The sequence below is a fragment of the Rhizobium sp. M1 genome (assembly GCF_002531805.1).
Classification (GTDB): domain Bacteria; phylum Pseudomonadota; class Alphaproteobacteria; order Rhizobiales; family Rhizobiaceae; genus Rhizobium; species Rhizobium etli_C.
This window is the reverse complement of sequence record NZ_NWSW01000046.1, coordinates 1-23,124: the sequence shown is the minus strand read 5'-3', so window position 1 is coordinate 23,124 and position 23,124 is coordinate 1. Positions and strand designations below refer to the sequence as shown.

29 protein-coding genes and 1 tRNA gene are annotated in these 23,124 nt (G+C 59.4%); 12 read left to right on the top strand and 18 right to left on the bottom strand.

What is annotated here, in order from left to right; translation table 11 throughout:
• Window positions 1–151: 151 nt before the first annotated feature.
• Window positions 152–448, top strand: coding sequence for a DUF982 domain-containing protein (locus CO655_RS29890; RefSeq protein WP_010030002.1), 297 nt, complete (start codon window positions 152–154; stop codon window positions 446–448).
• A 64-nt stretch (window positions 449–512) separates the two neighbouring features.
• Here the strand turns inward: CO655_RS29890 and CO655_RS29885 are convergent, their stop codons facing one another.
• From CO655_RS29885 to CO655_RS29835, 11 genes are all read right to left on the bottom strand, one after another.
• A complete protein-coding gene (locus CO655_RS29885) occupies window positions 513–1,736 on the bottom strand; it encodes a glycosyltransferase (RefSeq protein ID WP_097667702.1) in 1,224 nt (407 codons plus the stop codon).
• A gap of 11 nt (window positions 1,737–1,747) precedes the next feature.
• The gene (locus CO655_RS29880) at window positions 1,748–2,575 is read right to left on the bottom strand and encodes a class I SAM-dependent methyltransferase (RefSeq protein WP_097667701.1); all 828 of its coding nucleotides are present in this window, start codon (window positions 2,573–2,575) and stop codon (window positions 1,748–1,750) included.
• Window positions 2,576–2,588: 13 nt separating this feature from the next.
• Window positions 2,589–3,746, bottom strand: a complete 1,158-nt coding sequence (locus CO655_RS29875) for a DegT/DnrJ/EryC1/StrS family aminotransferase (RefSeq protein WP_097667700.1) — start codon at window positions 3,744–3,746, stop codon at window positions 2,589–2,591.
• Between the two features lie 3 nt (window positions 3,747–3,749).
• Window positions 3,750–4,133, bottom strand: coding sequence for a cupin domain-containing protein (locus tag CO655_RS29870; RefSeq protein ID WP_064681492.1), 384 nt, complete (start codon window positions 4,131–4,133; stop codon window positions 3,750–3,752).
• 20 nt (window positions 4,134–4,153) lie between these two features.
• Complete coding sequence (locus tag CO655_RS29865) at window positions 4,154–5,365, bottom strand: class I SAM-dependent methyltransferase (protein ID WP_245423957.1); 1,212 nt, start codon at window positions 5,363–5,365, stop codon at window positions 4,154–4,156.
• 307 nt (window positions 5,366–5,672) lie between these two features.
• Window positions 5,673–6,548 carry a hypothetical protein gene (locus CO655_RS29860; protein ID WP_245423955.1) on the bottom strand — a complete coding sequence of 292 codons (876 nt, stop codon included), beginning with the start codon at window positions 6,546–6,548 and terminating at the stop codon, window positions 5,673–5,675.
• Window positions 6,549–6,965: 417 nt separating this feature from the next.
• On the bottom strand, window positions 6,966–7,358 hold the full coding sequence (locus CO655_RS29855) for a hypothetical protein (protein ID WP_097667699.1): 393 nt from the start codon (window positions 7,356–7,358) through the stop codon (window positions 6,966–6,968).
• Between the two features lies 1 nt (window position 7,359).
• Window positions 7,360–7,902: a hypothetical protein gene (locus CO655_RS29850; protein ID WP_097667698.1), complete on the bottom strand. Its 543-nt coding sequence runs from the start codon at window positions 7,900–7,902 to the stop codon at window positions 7,360–7,362.
• 106 nt (window positions 7,903–8,008) lie between these two features.
• On the bottom strand, window positions 8,009–8,875 hold the full coding sequence (locus CO655_RS29845) for a hypothetical protein (RefSeq protein WP_141514377.1): 867 nt from the start codon (window positions 8,873–8,875) through the stop codon (window positions 8,009–8,011).
• A gap of 208 nt (window positions 8,876–9,083) precedes the next feature.
• Window positions 9,084–9,893: a DUF6538 domain-containing protein gene (locus CO655_RS29840; RefSeq protein ID WP_097667696.1), complete on the bottom strand. Its 810-nt coding sequence runs from the start codon at window positions 9,891–9,893 to the stop codon at window positions 9,084–9,086.
• Between the two features lie 112 nt (window positions 9,894–10,005).
• Window positions 10,006–10,090 (bottom strand) — tRNA-Leu (locus CO655_RS29835).
• A 168-nt stretch (window positions 10,091–10,258) separates the two neighbouring features.
• Between CO655_RS29835 and CO655_RS29830 the strand changes: the two genes are divergently transcribed.
• Entirely contained in the window at window positions 10,259–10,669 is a 411-nt protein-coding gene (locus CO655_RS29830) for a BA14K family protein (protein ID WP_097609064.1), read from the top strand.
• A gap of 2 nt (window positions 10,670–10,671) precedes the next feature.
• Here the strand turns inward: CO655_RS29830 and CO655_RS29825 are convergent, their stop codons facing one another.
• Window positions 10,672–10,965 carry a SelT/SelW/SelH family protein gene (locus tag CO655_RS29825; protein WP_097609066.1) on the bottom strand — a complete coding sequence of 98 codons (294 nt, stop codon included), beginning with the start codon at window positions 10,963–10,965 and terminating at the stop codon, window positions 10,672–10,674.
• A 128-nt stretch (window positions 10,966–11,093) separates the two neighbouring features.
• On the opposite strand from CO655_RS29825, the gene CO655_RS29820 reads away from it, so the two are divergent.
• From CO655_RS29820 to CO655_RS29805, 4 genes are all read left to right on the top strand, one after another.
• On the top strand, window positions 11,094–11,831 hold the full coding sequence (locus CO655_RS29820) for a type 1 glutamine amidotransferase (RefSeq protein ID WP_097667695.1): 738 nt from the start codon (window positions 11,094–11,096) through the stop codon (window positions 11,829–11,831).
• A gap of 11 nt (window positions 11,832–11,842) precedes the next feature.
• Window positions 11,843–12,400, top strand: a complete 558-nt coding sequence (locus CO655_RS29815) for a sugar O-acetyltransferase (RefSeq protein WP_097667694.1) — start codon at window positions 11,843–11,845, stop codon at window positions 12,398–12,400.
• A 73-nt stretch (window positions 12,401–12,473) separates the two neighbouring features.
• A complete protein-coding gene (locus tag CO655_RS29810; RefSeq protein WP_097667713.1) occupies window positions 12,474–12,926 on the top strand; it encodes a GFA family protein in 453 nt (150 codons plus the stop codon).
• 22 nt (window positions 12,927–12,948) lie between these two features.
• Window positions 12,949–13,530: a hypothetical protein gene (locus tag CO655_RS29805; protein ID WP_097667693.1), complete on the top strand. Its 582-nt coding sequence runs from the start codon at window positions 12,949–12,951 to the stop codon at window positions 13,528–13,530.
• A 33-nt stretch (window positions 13,531–13,563) separates the two neighbouring features.
• Here CO655_RS29805 and CO655_RS29800 read toward each other — a convergent pair whose 3' ends face one another.
• The 4 genes from CO655_RS29800 to tenA all read right to left on the bottom strand — a co-directional run bounded on the left by CO655_RS29800 (window position 13,564) and on the right by tenA (window position 16,760).
• Window positions 13,564–13,863, bottom strand: coding sequence for a CcdB family protein (locus CO655_RS29800; RefSeq protein ID WP_097609078.1), 300 nt, complete (start codon window positions 13,861–13,863; stop codon window positions 13,564–13,566).
• Window positions 13,863–14,093, bottom strand: coding sequence for a type II toxin-antitoxin system CcdA family antitoxin (locus CO655_RS29795; protein ID WP_097609080.1), 231 nt, complete (start codon window positions 14,091–14,093; stop codon window positions 13,863–13,865). Before CO655_RS29795 ends, CO655_RS29800 begins: the two co-directional genes overlap by 1 nt.
• Before the next feature lie 58 nt (window positions 14,094–14,151).
• The gene (gene lepA, locus CO655_RS29790; protein ID WP_097609083.1) at window positions 14,152–15,984 is read right to left on the bottom strand and encodes a translation elongation factor 4; all 1,833 of its coding nucleotides are present in this window, start codon (window positions 15,982–15,984) and stop codon (window positions 14,152–14,154) included.
• 77 nt (window positions 15,985–16,061) lie between these two features.
• Entirely contained in the window at window positions 16,062–16,760 is a 699-nt protein-coding gene (gene tenA, locus CO655_RS29785; protein ID WP_097667692.1) for a thiaminase II, read from the bottom strand.
• 135 nt (window positions 16,761–16,895) lie between these two features.
• Here tenA and CO655_RS29780 point away from each other — a divergent pair, with 135 nt between their 5' ends.
• Together CO655_RS29780 and CO655_RS29775 are read left to right on the top strand one after the other, a co-directional pair.
• Window positions 16,896–17,465: an XRE family transcriptional regulator gene (locus CO655_RS29780; RefSeq protein WP_097667691.1), complete on the top strand. Its 570-nt coding sequence runs from the start codon at window positions 16,896–16,898 to the stop codon at window positions 17,463–17,465.
• A gap of 24 nt (window positions 17,466–17,489) precedes the next feature.
• Window positions 17,490–18,008: a GNAT family N-acetyltransferase gene (locus CO655_RS29775; RefSeq protein ID WP_097667690.1), complete on the top strand. Its 519-nt coding sequence runs from the start codon at window positions 17,490–17,492 to the stop codon at window positions 18,006–18,008.
• A gap of 15 nt (window positions 18,009–18,023) precedes the next feature.
• Here the strand turns inward: CO655_RS29775 and CO655_RS29770 are convergent, their stop codons facing one another.
• On the bottom strand, window positions 18,024–18,635 hold the full coding sequence (locus tag CO655_RS29770; protein WP_097667689.1) for an HAD-IA family hydrolase: 612 nt from the start codon (window positions 18,633–18,635) through the stop codon (window positions 18,024–18,026).
• A 132-nt stretch (window positions 18,636–18,767) separates the two neighbouring features.
• Here CO655_RS29770 and CO655_RS29765 point away from each other — a divergent pair, with 132 nt between their 5' ends.
• From CO655_RS29765 to CO655_RS29755, 3 genes are all read left to right on the top strand, one after another.
• The gene (locus tag CO655_RS29765) at window positions 18,768–19,793 is read left to right on the top strand and encodes a histone deacetylase family protein (protein WP_097667688.1); all 1,026 of its coding nucleotides are present in this window, start codon (window positions 18,768–18,770) and stop codon (window positions 19,791–19,793) included.
• Between the two features lie 9 nt (window positions 19,794–19,802).
• Complete coding sequence (gene recX / locus CO655_RS29760) at window positions 19,803–20,354, top strand: recombination regulator RecX (protein WP_097667687.1); 552 nt, start codon at window positions 19,803–19,805, stop codon at window positions 20,352–20,354.
• A gap of 92 nt (window positions 20,355–20,446) precedes the next feature.
• Window positions 20,447–21,340 carry an EamA family transporter gene (locus tag CO655_RS29755; RefSeq protein ID WP_097667686.1) on the top strand — a complete coding sequence of 298 codons (894 nt, stop codon included), beginning with the start codon at window positions 20,447–20,449 and terminating at the stop codon, window positions 21,338–21,340.
• A gap of 4 nt (window positions 21,341–21,344) precedes the next feature.
• On the opposite strand, the gene CO655_RS29750 is transcribed toward CO655_RS29755, so the two are convergent.
• A complete protein-coding gene (locus CO655_RS29750; RefSeq protein ID WP_097667712.1) occupies window positions 21,345–21,812 on the bottom strand; it encodes a truncated hemoglobin in 468 nt (155 codons plus the stop codon).
• A gap of 171 nt (window positions 21,813–21,983) precedes the next feature.
• On the opposite strand from CO655_RS29750, the gene mbfA reads away from it, so the two are divergent.
• Window positions 21,984–22,967, top strand: coding sequence for an iron exporter MbfA (gene mbfA, locus CO655_RS29745; protein ID WP_097579417.1), 984 nt, complete (start codon window positions 21,984–21,986; stop codon window positions 22,965–22,967).
• The last annotated feature ends 157 nt before the right edge of the window (window positions 22,968–23,124 follow it).

The following is a 23,124-nucleotide window of genomic DNA, read 5'->3' as shown; positions in this document are numbered from 1 at the left end:
AATGGAACAACCGAGCTGCCGCACTAGTCACCCAGATCGTTGCCGGGGATCAGAAGAAAATGGCTCAATCGAGCAACAAAGCCGCTTTCCATCTTGCCCGGCACGCTCCTTGCATTATTACTAATATTCTAATCCTTGGGGAGAAAGTGCAATGCAATGGAACACATCGGCGGATTTTTCGCCTCTTGTTCTCTTTCTTGGCGCCCGGCACCAGCGTAGGATCGTGAGAACGCTCCGCGACGCAGCCGAGGTTTTAATGACGGAATGGCCGCTTGAGGATGGAGAGGAATACGTCGCGGCCGTGAAGGCTTGCGCGGATGCCATTACGGGGCAAGCGGGGACGGATCAGCTTAGGGATTTGCTTTTGAGCGCCGCCAGGGAGGCCGGCATCGCCGTTTTGTCAGTGATTCCCGACAGCGGGCAGACAACGCCGCACATGGCGGCGTAGAGGCCTTTTTTCACCTCATCAAGCGTCTCCCAAGAGTTGTAGACACTTGGTTGAGAGATGTTATTCAGCGCCAGCATCGACGAACCATTTCGAATTCGTCAAGTATAGAGAATATCTGCCGCACGTAATCGGCGGCGGTCCATTTGCGAGCCCGTATATGACCCTTCTCGATCATCTGCTGGCGCAGATCAGGGTTTTGCAGTAACTGTCGAACCGCAGCAGCGATTGATTCCGGCGCCAAGGCGTCGACGTAGAGGGCGGCGTCCTCCAATTGTTCGCGGGCGCCGTCATAGTTCGAGGCTATCACCGGACATCCAAGGGCAAAGGCTTCCAGGGGCGGCAAATTATCCGGTCCGAACTGGCTTGCATAAGTCAGCGCGAACGCTCCCTGATAGAGCGCGGTCAGATCCTCACGGGCGACAAAACCGAGGAACAGCACCTGTTGTTCTATACCAAGGTTGCGCGCCAGCGAGCGCAAGTGCTCAAGATTGCCGTGATCGGACCCCACCAAGGCGAGCTGGAACGGCTCCGCCTCTCCGTCATTGATCAAGCGTAACGCGTGCAATAGGTTGGCGTGGTTCTTGTGTGCCCAGAATTGCGCTGGATAGTACAGATATCGGCCGGTAATTCCCAAAGCCTGGAGCCGGGACGGCGAGTCGATCTCCGGAGGATTGAAGCAAAAGCTAGGCGTGGGCAGGGGAATAACACGGATACGCTTTGCCGGAACACGGTAGAAATTTTCGATTTCGCGCCGGCCTTCTTCGGTGCCGGTAATCACATACGCAGCACGCCTGAGATAGCGGCTAAAGAACTCTTCACGAATATCCCACAATCCGCCCAGGCTGACTTCGGGAAAAAACGGCTGCAGCCTGTGCTGAAGGTCGAACACGGTGGTAATGTAAGGCACGTCGAAAGCTTCATGCTCATAGTGCCCGATCGACCAGGTGAACTCGATATCATTCCGCGCCAGGACCGCCGCGGCACGGCTGATCTGAGGCCCCTTTTCGCGCGCTCCATTGTCTTTTCGCAGCACGCGCCGCAAGAAACGCTTGACGCGCCGGCGTGGCGTGAGCGGCGGCTCGGGAGCGGCCATGGCAGAAATATGCACGTTGGAAGGACGGCCCGGAAGGGCGGAAAAATCCTCTTGCTTATCGTGTTCGCAAATCACGTGGAATTCGTGACGTGACTCTGCCGCCAGTTCCAGAAAGGACCTGAAGATATCCTGCTGATAAGTAAATACGCCGCCAGAGTGCGGAGAAGGATCATTGAAGAAAAAGCCGACCTTCAAACTGCGCTCCGTTACTGGCCTTGGTACGCAGCCGTCGGCCTGTCCGACATTTTCCGCACAACATAAGTCATGTTCCAGTCGTCCTTAGACACTGCTTTTTCCGGCTGCATAAAGGGGCATCGCAGAAGAACTTCGAAACCGAGCGCTGTCAGCAAGTCGACCATTTCCTGCGGGAAATAAAACCGCACGTGATGGTTCTCGCTGAAATGCTTCACGGTCCCATCGGCATACTCGACCTTGAATTCGAACTTGACGACGGCCTGTTGTGCAATCTCATCGAGGGTCGTACGGGAAACGCGCTCCACCTTGCGTTTATCGTCCGCCTCGTGCCTCACCTTGTGGGGGGAATATTGCGGCAGCACCGCCGCGCCGTTCCACACATCGAAAATGAAAATGCCGCCCGGCGCCATTTTCTGCGCGACATTCCTCAGGGTCAGTTCAAAATCGGTAAAATGGGTGAGATAGCCCAGTGCCGCAAACATGGCCAGAACGACGTCGAAAGAACCCGGGATTGTATCGGCAGTCTGAAACGAACACTCGTGGAATCCTACATTGAGCCCGCGTTCCCTGGCGCTATTGCGCGCCACTGCCACCATTCCCGATGAGATGTCGCTGCCTTCGACAACATAGCCGCCGGCCGCCAGTTCCATGGCATGACGTCCTGTACCACAGGCCAGATCCAGAACCCGAATCGGCGCATCATTTTGACGCGGCGCGTATTGCTCAATCAGAGCCGCGACAAAACCAGCCTCACCGGCATAGTCCTTGTCGCGGTAGATAAGATCATAGATCGCGGAGTATTCGCCGAACGGAATCGGCTCTTGTTCTTTCCCTGTCACGGCGCAAAAACACTCATTGGTCCAATGCTTCGATCAGGCTCTGGCAGACGTAATCGATGTCGTCGTCAGAAATCGCAGGGCCGCTAGGCAGGTAAAAGCCGCGCAGGCCGAGGTCGTTCGCCACCGGGCATTCATCGGCGCTGGTCCAGCCGCGATCGATAAAAATCTCCTGCATGTTGTAAGGCAGGAAATTCTCGCGGCTCTCAATGCCCTTTTGTGCCAGCGCACGCATCACTTCTGCGCGCCGCCCCGCGTTGCGTCCGCTGACGAGCACCATGTACATCCAGTGAACATTTCGGGCATAAGGCTTTTCCACCGGCAATTGCAGGTCGTCGCGCCCGCGCAGGCGTTGCGTATACTTGTTTGCAATGCTTCGCTTGGCATCGATGATCTGTTCGATCTTGCCGAACTGGGCATGCCCGATCGCTGCCTGCAGATTGGTCATCCGGAAGTTGTATCCGATGTCCTTATGCATAAATTTGTTCTTGTCACCGAACGCCAATCCCTTGAGATTACGGGCGCGGTCAGCCCACTCGGCGTTATTGAGTGTCAGCATCCCGCCTTCACCTGTTGTGATCACCTTGTTGGCGTAGAAGCTGAAGCAGCCGATGTCGCCGATACCACCGACCTTGCGGCCTTTGTACAGGGCGCCATGAGCCTCGGCACAGTCCTCGATGACGTACAGATTGTGCTCGCGGGCAATCTGCATGACGGGATCCATGTCGACCGGGTGACCAAACAGGTGCACCACCAGAATGGCTTTGGTCTTCGAGGTGATCTTTGCGCGTAACAGCGCCGGATCGAGGTTCAAAGTATCGGCTTCGGAGTCAATCGGGACAGGATGTGCCCCCTGGTACAGCACCGCGAAAAACGTCGCCATATTGGTCAGCGAGGCCACCAGCACCTCGTCGCCGCGACCGATCGACAGGGTTGCCAGCGCCAGATGAAGTGCGGTGGTTCCGCTGGACACCGATACCCCATGAGCACAGTCGCAATAGGCGGCGAATTCCTGCTCGAACGTTGACAGGTAGTCGCCGAAGAAACCCGAGATGGCGCCTTGGGCCAAGGCCGCGTTGACATGATGGGTTTCTTCCGCCCCCAGCAATGGCTGCGAGACGGGCACGCGACGTACGGATGCGGACGAATCCTGGCGCAGGGGTTGTGTTGACATGGCTCAGATACCGGTTGCCAGGGGAACGTCGAGACGGAATGTATCGCTTTCGTATTCCTTACCGCCACGCGGTCCCCTGGTAAAGACCAGCAGATCAGCATCATCCAAGCCTACAAGAGCATGGCGCACATGGGGCTTCGTAACGAAGAGTTCGCCCGGATTCATCACAATCTCAACCACCGGCTCGCCGGGCAACTGACTGACCAACTTGATGCGGCCCGATATCACATAGTTCCACTGGGTGGTTTGCTCGTGATAGTGGTTGCCGCGTACCGCGCCTTTGGAAAAGGTGATGCGCGTAATCGCGTTGATCGTCTCGTTTTCGAGAAGATCGGTAATTTCGCCGCGAGCATCCTTGAATGCGGGGGCCAGGGAGATTTTCTCCATTACGTGCTCCTTAAGAACAGTCAGTCGACGATTTTGGGGAAGGGAATCGGGATAATGAATTTGCCTCCCCGGCGCCGGAATTCGTGCAGGTTTCCGATGATCTCCTCGGCAAAATTCCAGGCCAAGAGCAATGCATAATCAGGCTGACGGTTGAGCAGTTCTTCGTCGGATACCACGGGAATGTGCGCGCCCGGGGTATAACGGCCAATTTTCAGCTTCGACTTCTCCGTGACGAAATCAAGTATGTCGGCGTCAAGCCCGCAGTAATTGAGCAGGGTCATACCCTTGGCAGGGGCGCTGACGGCGGCGATCCGCTTGCCCTGATGCTTGAGGGAATGAAGCAGCCAGGTCAGTTCGTCCTTGTTGCGCCGGACGGCAGCGGCAAACTCAGCCAGTTTTTCGTGGCTGTATATGCCCATTTCCACTTCTTGTTGCGCCATGCGTTCTGCGTCCGACGAAGCAGGCCACATGCCGGTCCGGCCCACATGCACACGGAAAGAGCCGCCATGAATATCGCGCTCCTCGATATGAAATATTTCCATGTCGTGCTTGCGGAAAAAGGCCAGCAGAGGTTTGACCGACAGGTACGAGAGATGCTCGTGATATATCGTGTCGTATTCGTTGTGCTTGAGCAGATTGACGAAATACGGCGCTTCAAAAATGAACACGCCTTTTTCGCTGAGCAATTCCTTGACGCTGGAGATAAAGCGATCAAGGTCATCCACATGGGCGAATACGTTGGTTGCGGTAACCACCGATGCGTGACCTTTGTCGGCAACGATCGTGCGAGCGGTGTCTTCATTGAAAAAATCGCAGATCGTGTCGATCCCATTTGCCTGGGCGATCAGGACGATGTTGGCTGCAGGGTCGACGCCCTGCACCCGCAAGCCTTGGCTTTGGAAAGCTCCCAGCAGCACGCCCACATTGCTGCCGATATCCACCGCCAAGTCCTCCGGCCCTAACTTAAGGCGTTCAACGACGCTGGCAGCGAACTCCGACCAGTGCGCCTGACCCGTACGGGTGGTGGACGACTCATAAGGATAGTCGTTTCGATATAAGACTTCTGGAGAGACGACATGACTCAACTGGGCCAAGCCACAATCGTCACACATCATTACCTGCAGGGGATAATAAACGTCTGGCTCACGCGCCTGATCCCTGCGCCGGAATTGGTCGGCTGGAGGTGTAAAACCCAAGTCGAGAAATTTATGCAACTTGGTGCTGCCACACATACGACAATTCATGGGTGATATCCCTTTATTTCTGTAGTCTGAACCCAACTGGGGACGCACTCGGTTGACGGCAGACCGCTGGATTCAATTGATCAAGGGTTTGCGAAATCGGTGTACTAACTATTGAACGGACGATGCCAATGCAACGACGTTTTTCCGATCCGAACGGCGTTACGGTGTTGATCTCGCCGAAAATCGACCACCTTTGCAACATTCGCCTGCGACGCATCGTCGGCACGAGGCTATCTGACGCCTCGGAGATCGACTTGAAGCGGTCGAGCTGTCGTTAATGACGGGGTCACGGATCTCAGCATTCGGCTGAAGATTGCGCCTGTGCTGGTGGAAACAGCGACGCAAAGTCCACTCTGGGAAATTCGTCCAATTCGCCGCCGGCAGTCGCGTTGAAAATACGGATGCCATGATGCTGGGCGATCTGCTTGATCGACCGGTACTGCTCCCAGAGGCGCGCCAATCCCACGAACTCCGCATACCAGGAAGTGGGCTTGCCACCGGCATCGACGGTACTGTCCTTGCCGCGCAAAACCGTCGGCTCGAAGGAATACTTGTATTCAGCCGTGCGGAAGTGGTCGTGGTCGGTGCCAAGAAGATATATTTCCGAAAACCCCATATACATAGCGATCATCAAACCCATGACCGGCACCGACTGAACGGCGGGTATGCGGGATGCGATGTCCGGAATCTCATCTGTCGGATATTCGGAAAAGCCGCCCGAGAAAACCGTATATCGTACCTGGCGGCCGGCGAAGAGCTTCTCCTCGCGCGCGACGGCTTCTTCCGTGTGATTGAGAAAAAGCACCGCGTGCCCGAGTTTCTCGTGCATTTCGCGAAACCAGGCAACAACATCGGCTCGGGACATCAAGCCGTAGGTAATCTGCGGCACGCAATGATATGCGGGTGCGATTTCTGCATAATCGGAATGTAGATAACCACTGGATACCGAAATCACATGCTCGGACTTGAGTACGCTGATGTTCTGCTGCTTTATACTTGGTCCGTTGGCAAGTATGAAGCAACGCTGGCCTGCGTGCCGATTGCGCAGCTGTACATTCTGCGCGGCTAGCGCCAACGGCGCGGCCAAGCGCTTCAGGTCTTCTCGCGCCTGCTTTTTTGCGAGAATCGCGCTACGCAGACTGCTGTATAAAATTCTGATTATCGATGTCACTTCATTTCACAAGCAAAGTCGAGAGCTGCCCATTTACGCGCTGTATTGCAGACTGGCGATGGCCCGGAAAAAATCTGCATCGAGAACAGTCGCCATTATACCGATCCAGTGCCGACAGCAAAACGAAACATGGAAACCCATGCGTCGCTGTGTTCGGGAGCTTCTTGTTGGCTTTTGGCCGAGCCGGCATCGACTTGTCTGCTATCAACAAATGTTCAGATGCAACGAAATTGCGGAGATAGCAGAAGAGCACTTGGAAGCAGGTTTTGGGGGTGTTCAGAACCGCCGAAACGGCGGCCTGAAATTGGAAATGGTGCCCAGAAGAGGACTGCGCATTCTATCCTCTTCACATTGATTTTATTGCATAATAATGGCCGTGCAGCAAGGGTTGTTACAGGGCAGCGTTACGTTTCCCGTCTACTCAAATATGTTCGGCTTCAGCAGGTCATCCAGTATCCCTGTCTGGAACGCATACATGCTGTCAGCTTTGTTGAAGAGGTCCCTTACCATCGGGATTTCGGGAGCACTCGCAACTAGCTCCGGCTCGAAAACATTGGCCCGATAGATATCCAAGCCGTAATAAGGGCCGTTCCAGTGATAGCTTTCTGGATCTTCGTCATACCACGACTGGATTTGGTATCTCTTCACCACGTACCGATTGCTATTTAGTCTCGACTCGAAAGCGCGATCAACCCTCTCAGTATTCCCCTCAGAGTATTCTTTTGTTGGCGCCCACTTTATTATCTCCTTAGAGGTAATTTCAAGAAGCTTTGCGACCGCCTGAACCCAATCACTATTGGAATATGACATGCTATTTTGCCTTCTCTTCCTCGATGACCGCCCGTATTTCCAACGAGATGCCGTTCAAGCCTTTGTAGAGGTCCCAAAAGTCCGAGCAGGAATTTAGGGGTGAAGCGCTATTTTGGTTATTCTTAATCCATCGTGATATGTTTTCAACGTTCTGAACTAGGGCCTTCAGTTGCCGTTTCCGGCCGAAGCCGCTTACGCGCATTAGGGCTCGGACCTCCACATCCAAAGCAGAAAATATGCTGAGTGGCATGGCGTCGGATGCCTTGGTTTCGCTGTGAGTGCTGAGCTCACTTGCAAGCTTTTCAATATTTTTGCGAAGAGGTGGGAGTCGAGCTTTCGCGAAGTAGCGCTCCTCAATCTTCCGTACCCCAAGGGCCGCATAGCTGGAGGCGACTAGACCCCAGTAACCGAGCAAAGTTCCCGCCACGGACATCCATTCATTGAAATGCGAAATCCGCAGGAACATGTCGCCGGGCAACGAGGCCGCATACAGCGCCGCCAACACCGGAATAGGAAGCAGCAGTAGAACACCGAGTAAAATCATTTTGAAGCGCCAATACGATAGTTTCTCAATGAGCGCCTAGTCACCAGTTAGAGAGCACGGCTGGGTCTTCCTCGCTATTCGGCGCGAGTGATTTCGGGGCGGCCTGTTAGGATTTCTTTCTGAGCAGCAACCGCACAGCTTCGTTCAGCTGCCTGTCGTCTTGCTTCAGGGTGGCTATTTTTTCTACGAGGTCAGTCAGCACTAGGCGAACCGCTTGTGCAGCGGCAAGGCAGTCCTCATCGCTTTCATCATGCAGCCCCACACTGAGGGCACCATGGAGGGCTAGCAGCGGGTTGTGGCCGTTAATTAGGAGGCCCTGAGGAAGTGCCGACTTGATTGCCTCAATGGCCTTCGTAAAGGCAATTTCGTTCTTGGCTTGTTGCAGCTCGGCGATGATGTCATCCGGCGCTTTGACTGTTCGGCAGACCTTTATAATTTCCTCGAAGATATCGTTCTTGTGGTTTTCGACCACCCGCCGGTAGTACGCAAAGGCAGCCACGCCGTACCCAAGGTTCTCGCACTGCCTGCCCTTTTGGAACAACGTGGCGTCTTTACCGAAAAGCCTCAGAACCTTGTTGGGCACGGGGACGCCAAAGGGAGGTAATTCTCCGTATTTATAAAGCTCACCGCTCGGACGGTTTTTGAAGACTGCGTAAAGAGAATAGTGTTTTGTCTGTTCGTGGCAGTCGCCACATTGATAGATTACATTAAAACTTCCACCCGTTTGGTCAGCATTGAAGAACTCATCCTTCGAACACCGAAACGTCCGTTCTCCCCCACATCGCTGGCAATGCAGGCGCAGGTCGGGTGTGACAATTACGCGTTGCGTGTAGCCATTCCTGCTCTCAACTCCCCATAGCTCGCTGATGGGCTTCACCATTGAGGGGTGAATATTCTCCAGGAAATGTTTTAAGGAAATTGCTTCAATAAGTTCGGGGACTTCTTCTCGCGCAGGGCTGGTGTTATCGGTCATCTAACTATCCATGTGCTGGGACAAGCATTCGACTCGTATTCTACTTGCACGCAAACCGAGCAAACAAGAGGCTGTCTACCCGACTTATACAGGGGTCACATATCTCAGAGGCTATCCACGTGGCAGCGGCGACGAGGTTCCCCCGTGCCCCCTGCCATGGGACCCAATGCAGGCATGATGGCACCCTCCTGCCTCCGCACGCAATGAGTCACCAAGCCCGCCCCAGCCACCTCATGAACTTAGTCATAAGTCCGCTCCTCTGCGCTGCCCTGATGCCTCCCCAGTCGCCGTCGCCGTGGATGCGGAGCAGATCGGGGCCGATATCTCCACGGTACTCGTAAGCGTCTGGCCCAGATCCAGGCTTTCTGAACTGGCTCGGCACCGAGTAGTATTCCCGCAGAAGGTCACGGTTTAGACCAGCGTCATCAACTTCAATCAATACTCTCGGGGCGGCATGGTACTTGCGTAGTGCCGCAGGGTCATTCAGGTCAAAGAGCCAAACCGAGGCGCTTTCCATACCCTCGACCGGGAGAGCCCGCCTGAGAAGCAGCCCCTCATTTCCGATAGCTTGCAGATTTTCTGGTCTCGTGGAGTGCCCAAATGCCATTGCCTTACCTTCTTTCCTCTGGTTGGCACCTATGAGCGATAAAACCTTAAGGGATGCTAAGAGACACACCGAGAAGTTTAAGCGTTGCGCGTCTGGGCCTGAAGACCACGACTTGTAGAACTCTCCGGCCAACGCAGAGATTTGCCGGAGGGTGAGCTGGATAGGCCTGCCATTGCGGACGGCCTCAAGGTACTGCTCGATGTAAGCCAGCGCTTCGGCCTGCCGGACCTTCGCCTCTGCCGGGTTAGCTGTGCGAAGTGAGAACCGAATGCTCTGCGTGCTGGGTGTGACCTTGAAGTCTACCGTGTCGTTGGCAAGCGGGATAACGAGGGTGCGACCTACGAGCCGCTTGTGCAGATCGGCAGGGATTCGTTTGACGAAATGGGGTTGGGGGGAGCCCTTAGGGGCCATTGGGCGGACAAGCCCTTAAGCGCATTGTTACTGGCCTTTGTTACAAGGTACCAAATGCGCAACTTATTGGAAAGGCTTAAGTACTTGATCTCGGTAGCGATCAAGATTGGAATGGTGCCCAGAAGAGGACTCGAACCTCCACGCCTCGCGGCACAGGTACCTGAAACCTGCGCGTCTACCAATTCCGCCATCTGGGCGACGGAGAGCGATGTAAGGGGGTGGCTCGTGACTGTCAACTGGGTTTTTGAAGTTTTCCTGACAGTCGGCAAAAAACTGCCGATCACATGCGAGGGAGCGGCCGGAGGGCGGGCATAGCGCTTCGCTCGCGACGCCCTATATGGAGGGAGTATCGAAAGGAATGCCTCATGGCTGCTGCCCGCACGCTTCTGTTCGCCAGTCTTCTCGCTGTTTTCGCGCCTGCCATGGCCAGCGCTGATTCGCCGAAGCCGGGTCTTGGGCCGCTCAACACGGGGTCGACGCTCTGCGATTTCCGCGGCTGCTTCGGTTTCGGGCCGCAGCAATGGCATCGGCCCGCCTATGTCCAGCCGAATTACCGTCCGCGTGGCGCCGGGCCGACCTATTATCTGCCGGGTGCGGCCGGGCGGCCGCAGCTGACCTATGATCCGCCGCCGGTGCGCCGCGCACAGCCGGCGGCGCGCGATATGAACAAGCATATCGCCTGGTGCACCAATGAGTACCGCTCCTACAATCCGCGGACGGATCACTTCCTCACCTATGAGGGCGTCTACCGGGTCTGCCGCTCGCCCTATCGCTGAGGTCAGCTCTCGAGCGAGGCGCGGTCGACATGGCCGAGATCGCGGCCGGGCTCGACGATGTCGCGGACCCGCTGCTTCAGCTCCTTCGGCCCGGGAAAGCCGCCGTCGCGCTTGCGCTCCCAGATGAGGTCGCCATTGACGCGGATTTCGAAATTGCCGCCGGTGCCGGGGATCAGCGCCACCTCGCCGAGGCTGTCGGAAAAGGTGTGCAGCAGCTCCTGCGCCATCCAGGCAGCGCGCAGCAGCCAATTGCACTGGGTGCAGTAGAGGATCGAGACGCGGGGTTTTTCGGTCATGGCGATTTCCTTTCGTTCCGGCAGGTTTAAGCCTTGCCGCCTGCGTGCGCAATCGGCCTTGCACAAGCGTCTTGCGCGCCCCATCCGGGCATGATCTCCTCCCGCCATCGGCCAGATCGGGAAAAGCCATGCGAGTCGCAGTCGTCGAAAATATGAAAAATACCGGGCTCGGCGCGCTTGCCAGAGCGCTCGAGGAGGCGGGAGCGGAGATCGAGTGGTTCCGTGTGTGGCGGGACGGCAGTCTGCCGCAAGATATATCCGGCCATGACGCGCTCGTCATTCTCGGCGGCGAACAGAGCGCGCTGGATGACGAGACGCACCCCCACCTGCCGGAACTCGTGCGGCTAACGCGCCGCTTCGGCGATGCCGGCAAAGCCGTGCTCGGCATCTGCCTCGGCAGCCAAATCCTCGCTCGCGCCTATGGCGCCGACAATCTGCTGGGTGCCGCTCGTGAATTCGGCTGGCACAGTATTGGTGTCACGGGTGAAGGCCGGTCCGATCCGCTGCTGTCTGATGTGGGCGACGAATTCACCATCTTTCAATGGCACGCCGATACGTTTTCCTTGCCCGAAGGTGCGGTGTGTCTTGCGACGAGCCCCGTTGCCGAGAACCAGGCCTTCCGCATCGGCCGCGCCGTCTACGGCACGCAGTTTCACTTCGAGGCCGACACCGAGGTCGTCAGGCAATGGAAAGGCGAATTCCCCGGCACGATCGAGCGTATCGCTCCCGGCTGGCTGGAGAATTATGACGAATTGGCTGCGCGCCATGGCGCCGCCGCCGATGCCGCAGGCCTTGCCATAGCGCGCGCCTGGGTCAGCCTGATCGAGCGGCAAGAGGCCGGACTGCTGTTGCAAGCGACCGCGTGAGGAACGAGGCGATGCCGGTCAGCGAACGCGAAAAGATGGCGGCCGGTGAATGGTATTGCTGCCTCGATGCCGAACTCGATCGCCTGCGCCAGCAGGCGCGCGTGGCCGTCCACGCCCACAACACCTTGCCGCCCGACAAGCGCGGCGCCGCAGCGCCTGCCTTGAGGGCGCTTTTTGCGCAGGCCGCGCCCGATATCTTCATCGAAGCACCGTTTCACTGCTCTTACGGTATCAACATCATTCTCGGCGAGCGCGTCTATTTCAATGCCGGCTGCACCATTCTCGATTCCGGCCGGGTGACGATTGGCGATCGCAGCATGTTCGGTCCGGGCGTACAGATTTATTGCGCCGAGCATCACCGGGATCCTCCCCTCCGCGGCGCGGGCATCGAGATCGCCCGGCCGGTCACGATCGGCAGCGATGTCTGGATCGGCGGCGGCGCCATCATCCTCGGCGGCGTGACGATCGGCGATGGCGCGATCGTCGGCGCCGGCGCGGTCGTCACGAAGGATGTGCCGGCGGGTGCAACCGTGGTCGGCAATCCCGCGCGTCCGATAAGCCGTCCCTGAGATTCGTGGCCGCGGGCTCCCTCGACAATGGCGACGGCTCCGCTAGATCAGGTGGCGGAAGGGGAGAGTAATGATGACAGCAAAGAACTTACCCATGGAAGGCGGCTGCCGCTGCGGCCGGGTGCGGTTGAAGATCAGCGCGCCGCCGCTGCTGACCATGGCCTGCCATTGCACGGGCTGCCAGAGGATGACCGCGAGCGCCTATTCGCTGAGTGCCGCCATCCCCAGCGAGGGTTTCGAGGTAACGAAGGGCGAACCGGTCATCGGCGGCCTGCACGGCACGACGAAACATTATTTCTGCCCGCATTGCATGAGCTGGATGTTCACCCGCCCGGAAGGCATGGACTGGTTCGTCAATCTGCGCGTCACCATGCTCGATGACCCCAGCTGGTTCACGCCTTTCATCGAAACATGGACGAGCGAGAAGCTGGCCTTTGCCGAGACCGGTGCGGTGCACAGCTACGCGGCACTGCCGGAGATGGCGGCCTATGAGGGGTTGGTCAAGGAGTATATGGCGCGATCGTAGAAACCAGTCCGGGATGAAAAGGATGCTGAATGAACTAGCCGTCGGTCTTTCCGCGTGGATCATCATGGATGGAAACTACGGCGAATTCCAAAAGGGACAGCGGGCGGCCTTTGCCCTGGAATTCTACAATGAAACGGCGCTGAGGATTAGTGAGCATCGCGGCGATGTTTTCATGAGGCGTGAGAGCGGCTCGTTCTATCAGGCTCGCGGTCGTGTCACACACATATCCGAAGATTGGTGGGCTATGGATTTCGGAATACCCGCATTTCAAAATGTGCCGCCGCCCAAGGACGCGCGCCCCGGAACATGGCTGGAAGGCCGTGTCTATATCGGGATCGACCCGTTCTTCTATTTCGAGCAGATCAGCCATTTCGACGATGCGCCAGATATGATCCATGATTGGATCATTGAAGGGATCGAGATGCAGACAGCGCCGTTTGTCGACGCAGGCGAAAACCGGATGGTTCGCGATCCTGCTCTGAGTGGATGGCGGGAAATTCCTGAAACCGATGCATGGAACGACGACGATGGCTCGGCGGAATATCTTCTGCATTGCCGACGGATTTCCGAGACTCCGCGAAGGGCTTTGGCGACCGATAGCTAGAGCATGATGCGGGAAAAGCGCGCAGCGTTGATTTCAGAAGCCCTGGAAGAGAAAATCGACGGCAGCCACGATGCGGTCGCTGTCGGCGGTAAGATCCGCGATGGCGCTTCCGAGTTCCGTGGTCGGGATCGATGCCATGCGCTGAGTCGCCATGACATAGGCTTCCCCCTCGATTGAGAAGCGTGGGTTCAGTCGCGAGATCGACCAGCTCAGTTCCTGAACTGGATGCAATGGAACCATGACCCGCGACGGCAGATCGTCAAGCAGATTGGCTTGAAGATCGATGGCCAGGACATTCCCGCTTCTCAAGCGATAGACGTGAAAGCGCGCCATTAAAACTGACGGTATTTGGCGAAGGGCAAGCCGTGCTTTTCGACATACTCGTTCTCCAACCGGATGGCCTCCGCGTTCTCGATACGCCACAGCCGTTCGCGTTCCGCCTTTATGGCCTTCGCGATCCCATCTTCCGCCGCCCGGGATATGTTGATCTTCAGCGCACGCGCCTGCGACACGAGTCCCTCATCGAGAGAGAGGTTCGCTGCTTTCCTTGGCTGCTGCGCCATAACGATCTCCTTGGCCCTATGCGCAGATCATATGCGCATAAGGTACCATTGAGAAGCGTTATTCGTCGCCCATCTTCAGCGCCGCGATGAAGGCTTCCTGCGGAATCTCGACCTTGCCGAACTGGCGCATGCGCTTCTTGCCGGCCTTCTGCTTGTCGAGCAGCTTGCGCTTGCGGGTGGCGTCGCCGCCGTAGCATTTTGCGGTCACGTCCTTGCGCAGCGCCGAGATGGTCTCGCGGGCAATGACGTTGCCGCCGATCGCGGCCTGGATCGGGATCTTGAACATGTGCTTCGGGATCAGCTCCTTGAGCTTCTCGCACATGTCGCGGCCGCGCTTTTCGGCGGCGGTGCGGTGCACCATCATCGACAGCGCGTCGACCGGCTCGCCGTTGACGAGGATCGACATCTTCACGAGATTGCCCTCGCGATGATCGGTGAGCGTATAGTCGAAGGAGGCATAGCCCTTCGAGATCGACTTCAGCCGGTCGTAGAAATCGAACACGACTTCATTGAGCGGCAGGTCGTAGGTCAGCATCGCCCGCGTGCCGACATAGGTCAGTTCGATCTGGATGCCGCGCCGGTCCTGGCAGAGCTTCAGGATGCCGCCGAGATAATCGTCGGGTGTGAGGATCGTCGCGCGGATCCACGGCTCGTGGATCTCCGAGATCTTGACGACGTCGGGCATGTCGGCCGGGTTGTGCAGCTCGCGCTCGGAGCCGTCGGTCATGAACATCTTGTAGACCACCGACGGGGCGGTGGCGATGAGATCGAGGTCGAACTCGCGCTCCAGCCGTTCCTGGATGATTTCGAGATGCAGCAAGCCGAGGAAGCCGCAGCGGAAGCCGAAGCCGAGGGCGGCCGAGGATTCCATTTCGAAGGAGAAGGAAGCGTCGTTGAGGCGAAGCTTGCCCATGGCGGCGCGCAGATCCTCGAAATCGGCGGCGTCGACCGGGAAGAGCCCGCAGAACACCACCGGCTGTGCCGGCTTGAAGCCCGGCAGCGCCTGGGCCGTCGGCCGCTTGTCCTCGGTGATCGTATCGCCGACGCGGGTATCGGCCACTTCCTTGATCGAGGCGGTGATGAAGCCGATCTCGCCGGGGCCGAGGCTGTCGACATTGACCATCTTCGGCGTCAGCACGCCGACACGCTCCACCTGGTATTTCGCGTCGGTGCCCATCATGCGAATGGTCTGGCCCTTGGTCAGGACGCCGTCGATGATGCGTACGAGAACCATGACGCCGAGATAGGTGTCGTACCAGCTGTCGACGAGCAGCGCCTTCAGCGGCGCCTTTTCGCCGCCCGGGCTCTTCGGCGCCGGCAGCTTGTGGACGATCGCTTCGAGCACATCGGGAATGCCGAGGCCTGTTTTGGCCGAGATCAGCACCGCCTCCGAAGCGTCGATGCCGATCACTTCCTCGATCTGTTCCTTGATGCGGTCGGGTTCGGCCGCCGGCAGGTCGATCTTGTTGAGCACGGTGACGAGCTCGTGGTTGTTGTCGATCGCCTGATAGACGTTGGCGAGCGTCTGCGCTTCCACGCCCTGCGAAGCGTCGACGACCAGCAGCGAACCCTCGCAGGCCGACAGCGACCGTGAGACTTCATAGGCGAAGTCGACGTGGCCGGGCGTGTCGATCAGGTTGAGAATGTATTTCTCGCCATTGTCGGCCTGGTAGTGCAGGCGCACGGTCTGGGCCTTGATGGTGATGCCGCGCTCGCGCTCGATATCCATATTGTCGAGCACCTGCTCGGACATTTCGCGCTCGGCAAGGCCGCCCGTCGTCTGAATCAGGCGGTCGGCCAGCGTCGATTTGCCGTGGTCGATATGGGCCACGATCGAGAAGTTGCGGATATGGGACAGCGGAGTGGTCGAATTGGTGCTCATGCGCGCCATATAGCAGCGCCGCCCCCGGCCGCAAAGCGGTAATTATCCCGCCGTTTACGCTATTTTACGAGCCGGTCGAGCGCGTCTCAGACCGGCCAGGTCTCCAGCCGCCAGGCGGAATCCCAGAACATCCATTCATATTGCGAGGCGCGCACGAAAACATCGGCCATTTCGGCGCGTTCCATCGGCGAGGCGGCGCGGGCGGCGATGTCGGTCAGCGCGATCACCTCGCGGGCGCCGGCAGCAAATTGCGGATCGCCATAGGTGTTGATCCAGGCCTGGAAGGCATTGCCCTCGACAACAGGCCGGTTCTTGATCGCTTCGCCGACATGCCAGTAGATCCAGAAGCAGGGGAGAATGGCGGAAAGCGCCACCGCGTAGGAGCGGTGATAGGCGGTGGCCAGCAGAAAATTGGTATAGGCAAAGCAGGTGGGCGACGGCTCGGCCGAGGTCACATCCGCGGCCGTGATGCCGAACTGGGTGAGGAAGCCGGCATGCAGGCCCTGCTCGACGGTGATCGCCTTCTGCGCCGAGCCGAGAAAACGCAGCACCTGCGCATTGTCGGGCGCCTTGGCCGCGACGATGGCCAGGCATCGCGCATAGTGCTTGAGATAAAGCGCGTCCTGCAGGATGTAGTGGCGAAAGATTTCCGGCGGCAGCGTGCCGTCGGAGAGCCGCGTCAGAAGCGGCAGTGCCTCGATCTCGGCCATGATGGGTGCAATCCTGTCCCAGGCGGCGGCCGTGAAGCTTCCCGTCAGTTCCGTGCTCTGTGTGCTGGCGTCCATTGGTCTCTCCATCGATCGCGCTGACATATACCGGCGAGGCTGCGGCGAAGGCAAGTTGCGTGCGCGCCCCGCTTATTGGCTTGATTCCATCATTGGATCATGTATTTCTCTTATAGTAGAATTGCGGATGGGACGATGGAACAGCAACTCGAACAGGCGATCGGCATTCGCATCCGCACGCTGCGGCTGGATAAGGGTTTGACGCTGGAGGATCTTGCCGCAGCTTCCGGCGTCAGCCGCGCGATGATTTCGCGGATCGAACGGGCCGAGGCGAGCCCGACGGCCTCGCTGCTGGCAAGGATCTGCGCCGCGCTCGGCCTGTCGCTCTCTGCCTTCTTCGCGGAGGAGGGGGAGCAGGCCTCGCCGCTTGCCCGCCGGCAGGAGCAGCAGGTCTGGCGCGATCCGGAAACCGGCTATCTCAGGCGTGCGGTGTCGGCGCCGGGCACCGCCTCCGATGTCGATATCGTCGAAGTCGAATTCCCCGTTGGCGCGCGCGTCAGCTTTCCCCCGCATGCGGCATCCCACGGCATGACGCAGCATATCTGGCTGTTCGATGGCGAGCTGGAGATGACGGCGGACGAAACCGTCTACCGGCTGCGCCCCGGCGACTGCCTCTTCATGCCGGTCGGCGAGGGCCATGTCTTTCACAATCCCGGCAACGCGCCGGCGCGTTATTGCGTCGTGCTCGATCGCGGCGGCCGATAACGATATTCATTTCAGGAGAAGCATATGCCCGCCATTCGTGCCCTTTCCGCCGCGGAGGCCCGCGCCGTCATCGCCGATCTTTCGGACGTGCTCGCCGATTGCGTCGCCGGCGGCGCCTCCGTCGGCTTCATGCAGCCCTATGGGCCTGACGATGCCGAACCCTACTGGCGCGATGTCGCCGATGCGGTCGGGGCGGGCGTCAGCCTGCTTCTGGTCGCTGAACTGGAGGGCAGGATCGTCGGTACGGTGCAGGTGGGGTCGGCGCAGATGCCGAACCAGCCGCATCGCGGCGATCTGAAGAAGCTCCTGGTGCATCGCTCCGTCCGCGGGCGGGGCCTCGCCCGGCTGCTGATGGAGGCCGCCGAACGCGAGGCAGCAAAGCACGGCAAGACCCTGCTCGTGCTCGACACGGCAACCGGCAGCGATGCCGAAGCGATTTATCCGCGTCTCGGCTGGCAGCGCGTCGGCGTCATTCCCGACTATGCGCTGTGGCCGCAAGGCGGCTATTGCGACACCACCCTGTTTTACAAGCGGCTCGCCTGATTGCGCCGGCTCCACTCACGCCGGCCGACGCAAAGCCGGAAATGCCCCGGCAAGCGTGGTGCCTGCCGTCCATTGCGCCGCGTTCCAGCCGAACTGCCGCGCCGCTTCGATATTTTCCGCCGTGTCGTCGATGAAGCCGATTTCGCCGGGCGGGGCGCCGGCGCGTTCGGTCGCCAGCCGGAAAAAGTCCGGCGAAGGTTTGCGATGTCCGAGCGCGGCGGAATAGATGATGCCGTCGACATGCGCGCCGAGGCCGGCCTCTTCCATCAGGTAGCGTGCCCGCCTGTGCTCCTGATTGGTCGCCAGAAAGACGGCAACACCGCCTTGCCGGAGGGCGGCAAGCTCTTCCAAGAGATTGAGATCGAGGCGGGAATCGTTTTCGAACCAATAATCGATCAGGGTTGCGGCGCTAAGATGGGGCGCGATCTCTGCAAGCACGGCCGAAAGCCGCGGTTCCAACGCCTCGCGGCCGATGACGATGTCGCTCCAGTGGGTCTGGAAGAATGCCTGCTGCAGCAGGTCGAGGCGCAACCCAAGGTCGCGCTCGAGATAGGTGAAGAGAGGCAGGCCATCGGCCGGTCGGCCATGAATGAGCACACCGTCGACATCGACCATCAGCACTTTCATGCGGAAAATTTCCTCGTTCTGAAAGCATCGGCGAGGTGGCGTCATTTAGCTCGGCGATCAAGCCGACACACTGCTTTTTCGGTGGGGCGAAGCCGTGTAAATCTCGATTTTCAATCAGGAGCAGAATCTGCAATGCGCGTCATCTATTCCGAAGACCATAAGCTGCGCGATGCCAGGACCGAGCTCTATGCCGGCCAGCTGGTGACCCCCTTCGAGGCGCCTTTCCGGGCCGAATGGATCCTGGCGGCAGTGAAGGAGGCGGGCTTTGCCGATGTCGTCGCACCCGATGCGCACGGGCTGGAAACGGCTGGGAAGGTGCATGACCCCGCCTATCTCGATTTTCTCGCCACTGTCTGGGACCGCTGGGTGGCCGCCGGCTTCGAAGGCGAGGCGATCGCCAATTCCTTCCCGGTGCGCCGCACCAGCCAGCGCGTGCCCGACAATATCGTCGGCGCGATCGGCCATTATGCCAATGCCGCCGACACCTCGATCACCAAGGGCTCCTACGCGGCGGCGCTCGCCGCGATGCGCTGCGCCGTAACGGGCGCCGACTGGCTGGCTGACGGCCATCGTTTCGCCTTCGCGCTCTGCCGCCCGCCCGGCCATCATGCCGGCATCGATCTCTTCGGCGGCTACTGCTTCATCAACAATGCGGGTGTGGCGGCGCAACGGCTGCTCGATCGCGGCGCGGCCAAGATCGCTGTGCTCGATGTCGATTTCCATCACGGCAACGGCACCCAGGATCTGTTCTATCGCCGCGGTGACGTTTTCACCGCCTCGCTGCACGGCGATCCCATGCAGGCTTTCCCTTATTTCCTCGGCCATGCCGACGAGGAGGGCGAAGGTCAAGGCACCGGGACCAACCGCAACTACCCGATGCCGCCGGGCACGCCATGGCAGGTCTGGTCTTCGGCCCTTGCCGATGCGCTTGCCCGCATCAAGGCCTTCGGCGCCGAGGCGATCGTTCTGGCGCTCGGCGTCGACACTTTCGAACGCGATCCGATCTCATTCTTCAGCCTCACCTCCGACGATTTCACCCGCATGGGCGCGATGATATCAGCCGCCGGCCTGCCGGTGCTTGTCTGCATGGAAGGCGGCTACGGCGTGCCGGAAATCGGGCTCAATGTCGCCAATGTCCTCAAGGGTTTGGAAGCCTGATCGCTTGATATGACCGACGAGACCGTTCCATCCGATAGCCCGACACCCCGCATGCTGAGCTGGGCGCGCAACTCCACCATCTACCGTCTGGAGCGGCGGATGATGACGGAAAAGCAGCTCTTCAACGCCATTACCCGCAAGGCGAAGGAGAAGTTCGACGAGATCAGCGCCGGCCAGCTCAAGGCCGTTGCCGAATTCGCCGTCAAATTCGCCTATGACAACAAGGTGCTCGACGATAACGCCTATGCCGAAATCAGCACGCGCTCGGCCGTGCGCAGCGGCAAGTCGAAGCGTGCGATCGCCCAGAAGCTTGCCGCCAAGGGTGTTGCGAGCGACAAGGCGCAGGCTGCGCTCGAAGGGGCTGACGATCTCTATGCCGCGACCATATTCGCCCGCAAACGCGCCTTCGGCCCGTTTCGCCGTGACGAACTCGACGACAAGAGGAAGGCAAAGGAACTGTCCGCCTTCGCCCGCAATGGCTTCAGCTTCGAGATCGGCAAGAAGGTCTTCGAGATGAGTTTCGAAGACGCCGAAGAGGTGATCCTCTCCGGCCGCCTCTGATATGCATCAGCTCTCTTGCTGCCTGGATCAGAAGATTGAATTTGTCGGTTGCAAGCGGCCTCCGTATGAACAGCGCTCGATCGGAGATGCAGATGAAAGACGGAACGAACGACGGCGCCGGCGTGCTGGCATTGGAAACGCCTGCAACGTCCTCCGGCCTGGCGGCCGGCGGGCTGATGTGCCTCCTGTCCATGTCGTCAATCCAGTTCGGCGCAGCTCTGTCTTCCCACGCGATCGCCACCTACGGACCGGCCGGCGCAAGCTGGCTGCGCCTCGTCTTTGCCGCCGTCATCCTGGTCGTCGCCGTCCGTCCGCGCATATTCAACTACTCCAGAGAGCAATGGACAAGCGCGCTCGTTCTCGGCACGACGACAGCGTTGATGACCATGAGTTTTTTCGCGGCGATCGAGCGCATTCCGCTCGGCCTCGCCGTGGCGATCGATTTTCTCGGCCCGCTTTCGGTCGCGACCATCGGTTATGGTCTCAGCCGGCGTCTCGTCTGGCCGCTCATTGCCGCGCTTGGTGTGTTGGCGCTCGCCCACGACGGTGAAGGCTGGATCGGGGATATGTGGGGCATTCTCTTTGCCGGCGGCGCCGGGACCGGCTGGGCGATCTATATCGTGCTGACCAAGAAGATCGGCGCCAGCTTCAAGGGGCTGGAAGGGCTTTCCATGTCGCTGATGGTTGCCGCGGTGGTTGCCACACCCTTCGGCTTTTCAGGCGCAGCGCCGGCGCTTGACGCTTACGGCCTGATCGAGATGGCGGGCCTTGCCGTGCTCGTGCCGCTGCTGCCCTATACGCTGGAGCTGATTGCCCTGCGGCGCATGCCAACGACGTCCTTCGGCATTCTCATGAGCCTGGAACCGGCCATTGCGGCTCTGGCAGGCTTCGTCATTCTGACGCAGCCGATGACGCTTCTGCAGATGGCAGGAACGGCCCTGGTCGTGGCCGCGAGCGCCGGCGCGACCTTTTCCGCCAGGCAATGATGCGTCAGCCCGCCTTCTTGGCCGGGTCGTCGAGCGCCGGATTGTAGAACAGCGACAGCGTCAGGCTTTTGGCGATCCGCTCCGCCGTCGCCATGAACCAGGCCTTGGCCTCCGGCGACGGGGCGATATCGTCGAGCGTTGCGGCAAACAGCGCCAGCCACTTCGGAAAGAGGTCTGGCGTCAGATCGGCGACGCCCGTATGCGCCTGCACCGGCTTGCCGCCATAGGCGCCGCTGCGAAAGGCGACGGCCGACCAGAAGCTCTTCATCTTCTCCAAATGCTCCGGCCAGCGGCCGGAGAGCCTGGCGTCGAACACCGGACCGAGATCGGGATGCGCCAGCACGCGCCCGTAAAAGGTCTCGACCAGCCTGCCGATGAAGGCCTCGTCGACGCCCATCGCCCGCATCTCCGCCTCGGCCCTTTCGCGGATCGCCGCGACATGGGCAGGGCGGCCCTGAATGTCATTATCCATCATAAACCCCGGCGCCGCATGATGCGGCGCCCCCTCATATAGGTGTTTGTGCCGGCGCGCCAAAGGCATCCGTGCGGCTTGCGGCAATCTGTCAGCCGGCCTGTCTGCACCCTTGACCGCCATTGGCTCCTTCTTTAGATTTAGAATAATTCTAAATTATGGAGATTAGTTATGTTGGCGCGATTTTTCAGATCACCGAAACGGTCTTTCGAGTCGCTGTCCGAGCAGGAGATTCTCGCCCTCGCAATCGCCTCCGAGGAAGACGATGCCCGCATCTATCTTGCCTATGCCGACAGGCTGCGGAACGAATTCCCGGCCTCGGCAAAGGTTTTCGAAGATATGGCCGAGGTCGAGGATACCCATCGCAAATCTCTGATCGAGATCCATCGCCAGCGTTTCGGCGAGCGCATCCCGCTGATCCGGCGCGAACATGTGCAGGGCTTCTACGAACGCAAGCCCGACTGGCTCAGGGCAAGCCTTTCGCTCGATGCGATACGGCAGGAGACCGAAGCGATGGAGGAGCAGGCCTACCGCTTCTATGTCGAAGCGGCAAAGCAGACTTCCGATGCTTCGACGCGTGAGCTTCTCGGCGATCTCGCTCTTGCCGAGCAGGGGCACGAAGATATCGCCCGCATGCTGGGCGACAAACATACGCCCGAAGATATCAAGCGCGACGAGGACGAGGCGGCGCACCGGCAATTCGTGCTGACCTATGTGCAGCCGGGCCTTGCCGGGCTGATGGACGGCTCGGTCTCGACGCTGGCGCCGATCTTTGCCGCCGCCTTTGCCACCCAGGACACCTGGCAGACCTTCCTTGTCGGCCTTTCCGCTTCCGTCGGCGCCGGCATCTCGATGGGCTTCACCGAAGCCGCCCATGACGACGGCAAGATCTCCGGCAGGGGCTCGCCGGTCAAACGCGGCCTTGCCTGCGGCATCATGACGACGCTCGGCGGTCTCGGCCATGCGCTGCCCTATCTGATCCCGCATTTCTGGACGGCGACGATCACCGCCGGCGTCATCGTTTTCTTCGAACTTTGGGCGATCGCCTTCATCCAGAACCGCTACATGGAGACTCCCTTCCTGCGCGCCGCCTTCCAGGTCGTCCTCGGCGGCAGCCTGGTGCTCGGAGCAGGCATTCTGATTGGGAATGGGTGAGGCGCGGTCGGCGAAGCCGAGCAATCGATCCAGTGAATCGATTGCAGCGACGAACGCCCGGAGCCATGCGGAGGGCCGGGCGACCGGCATACCACCCGCGTCATCTCAGCCAGCGCGCAACGATCAGCCCTCATCCTGAGAGCCTGTGAATGTTTGG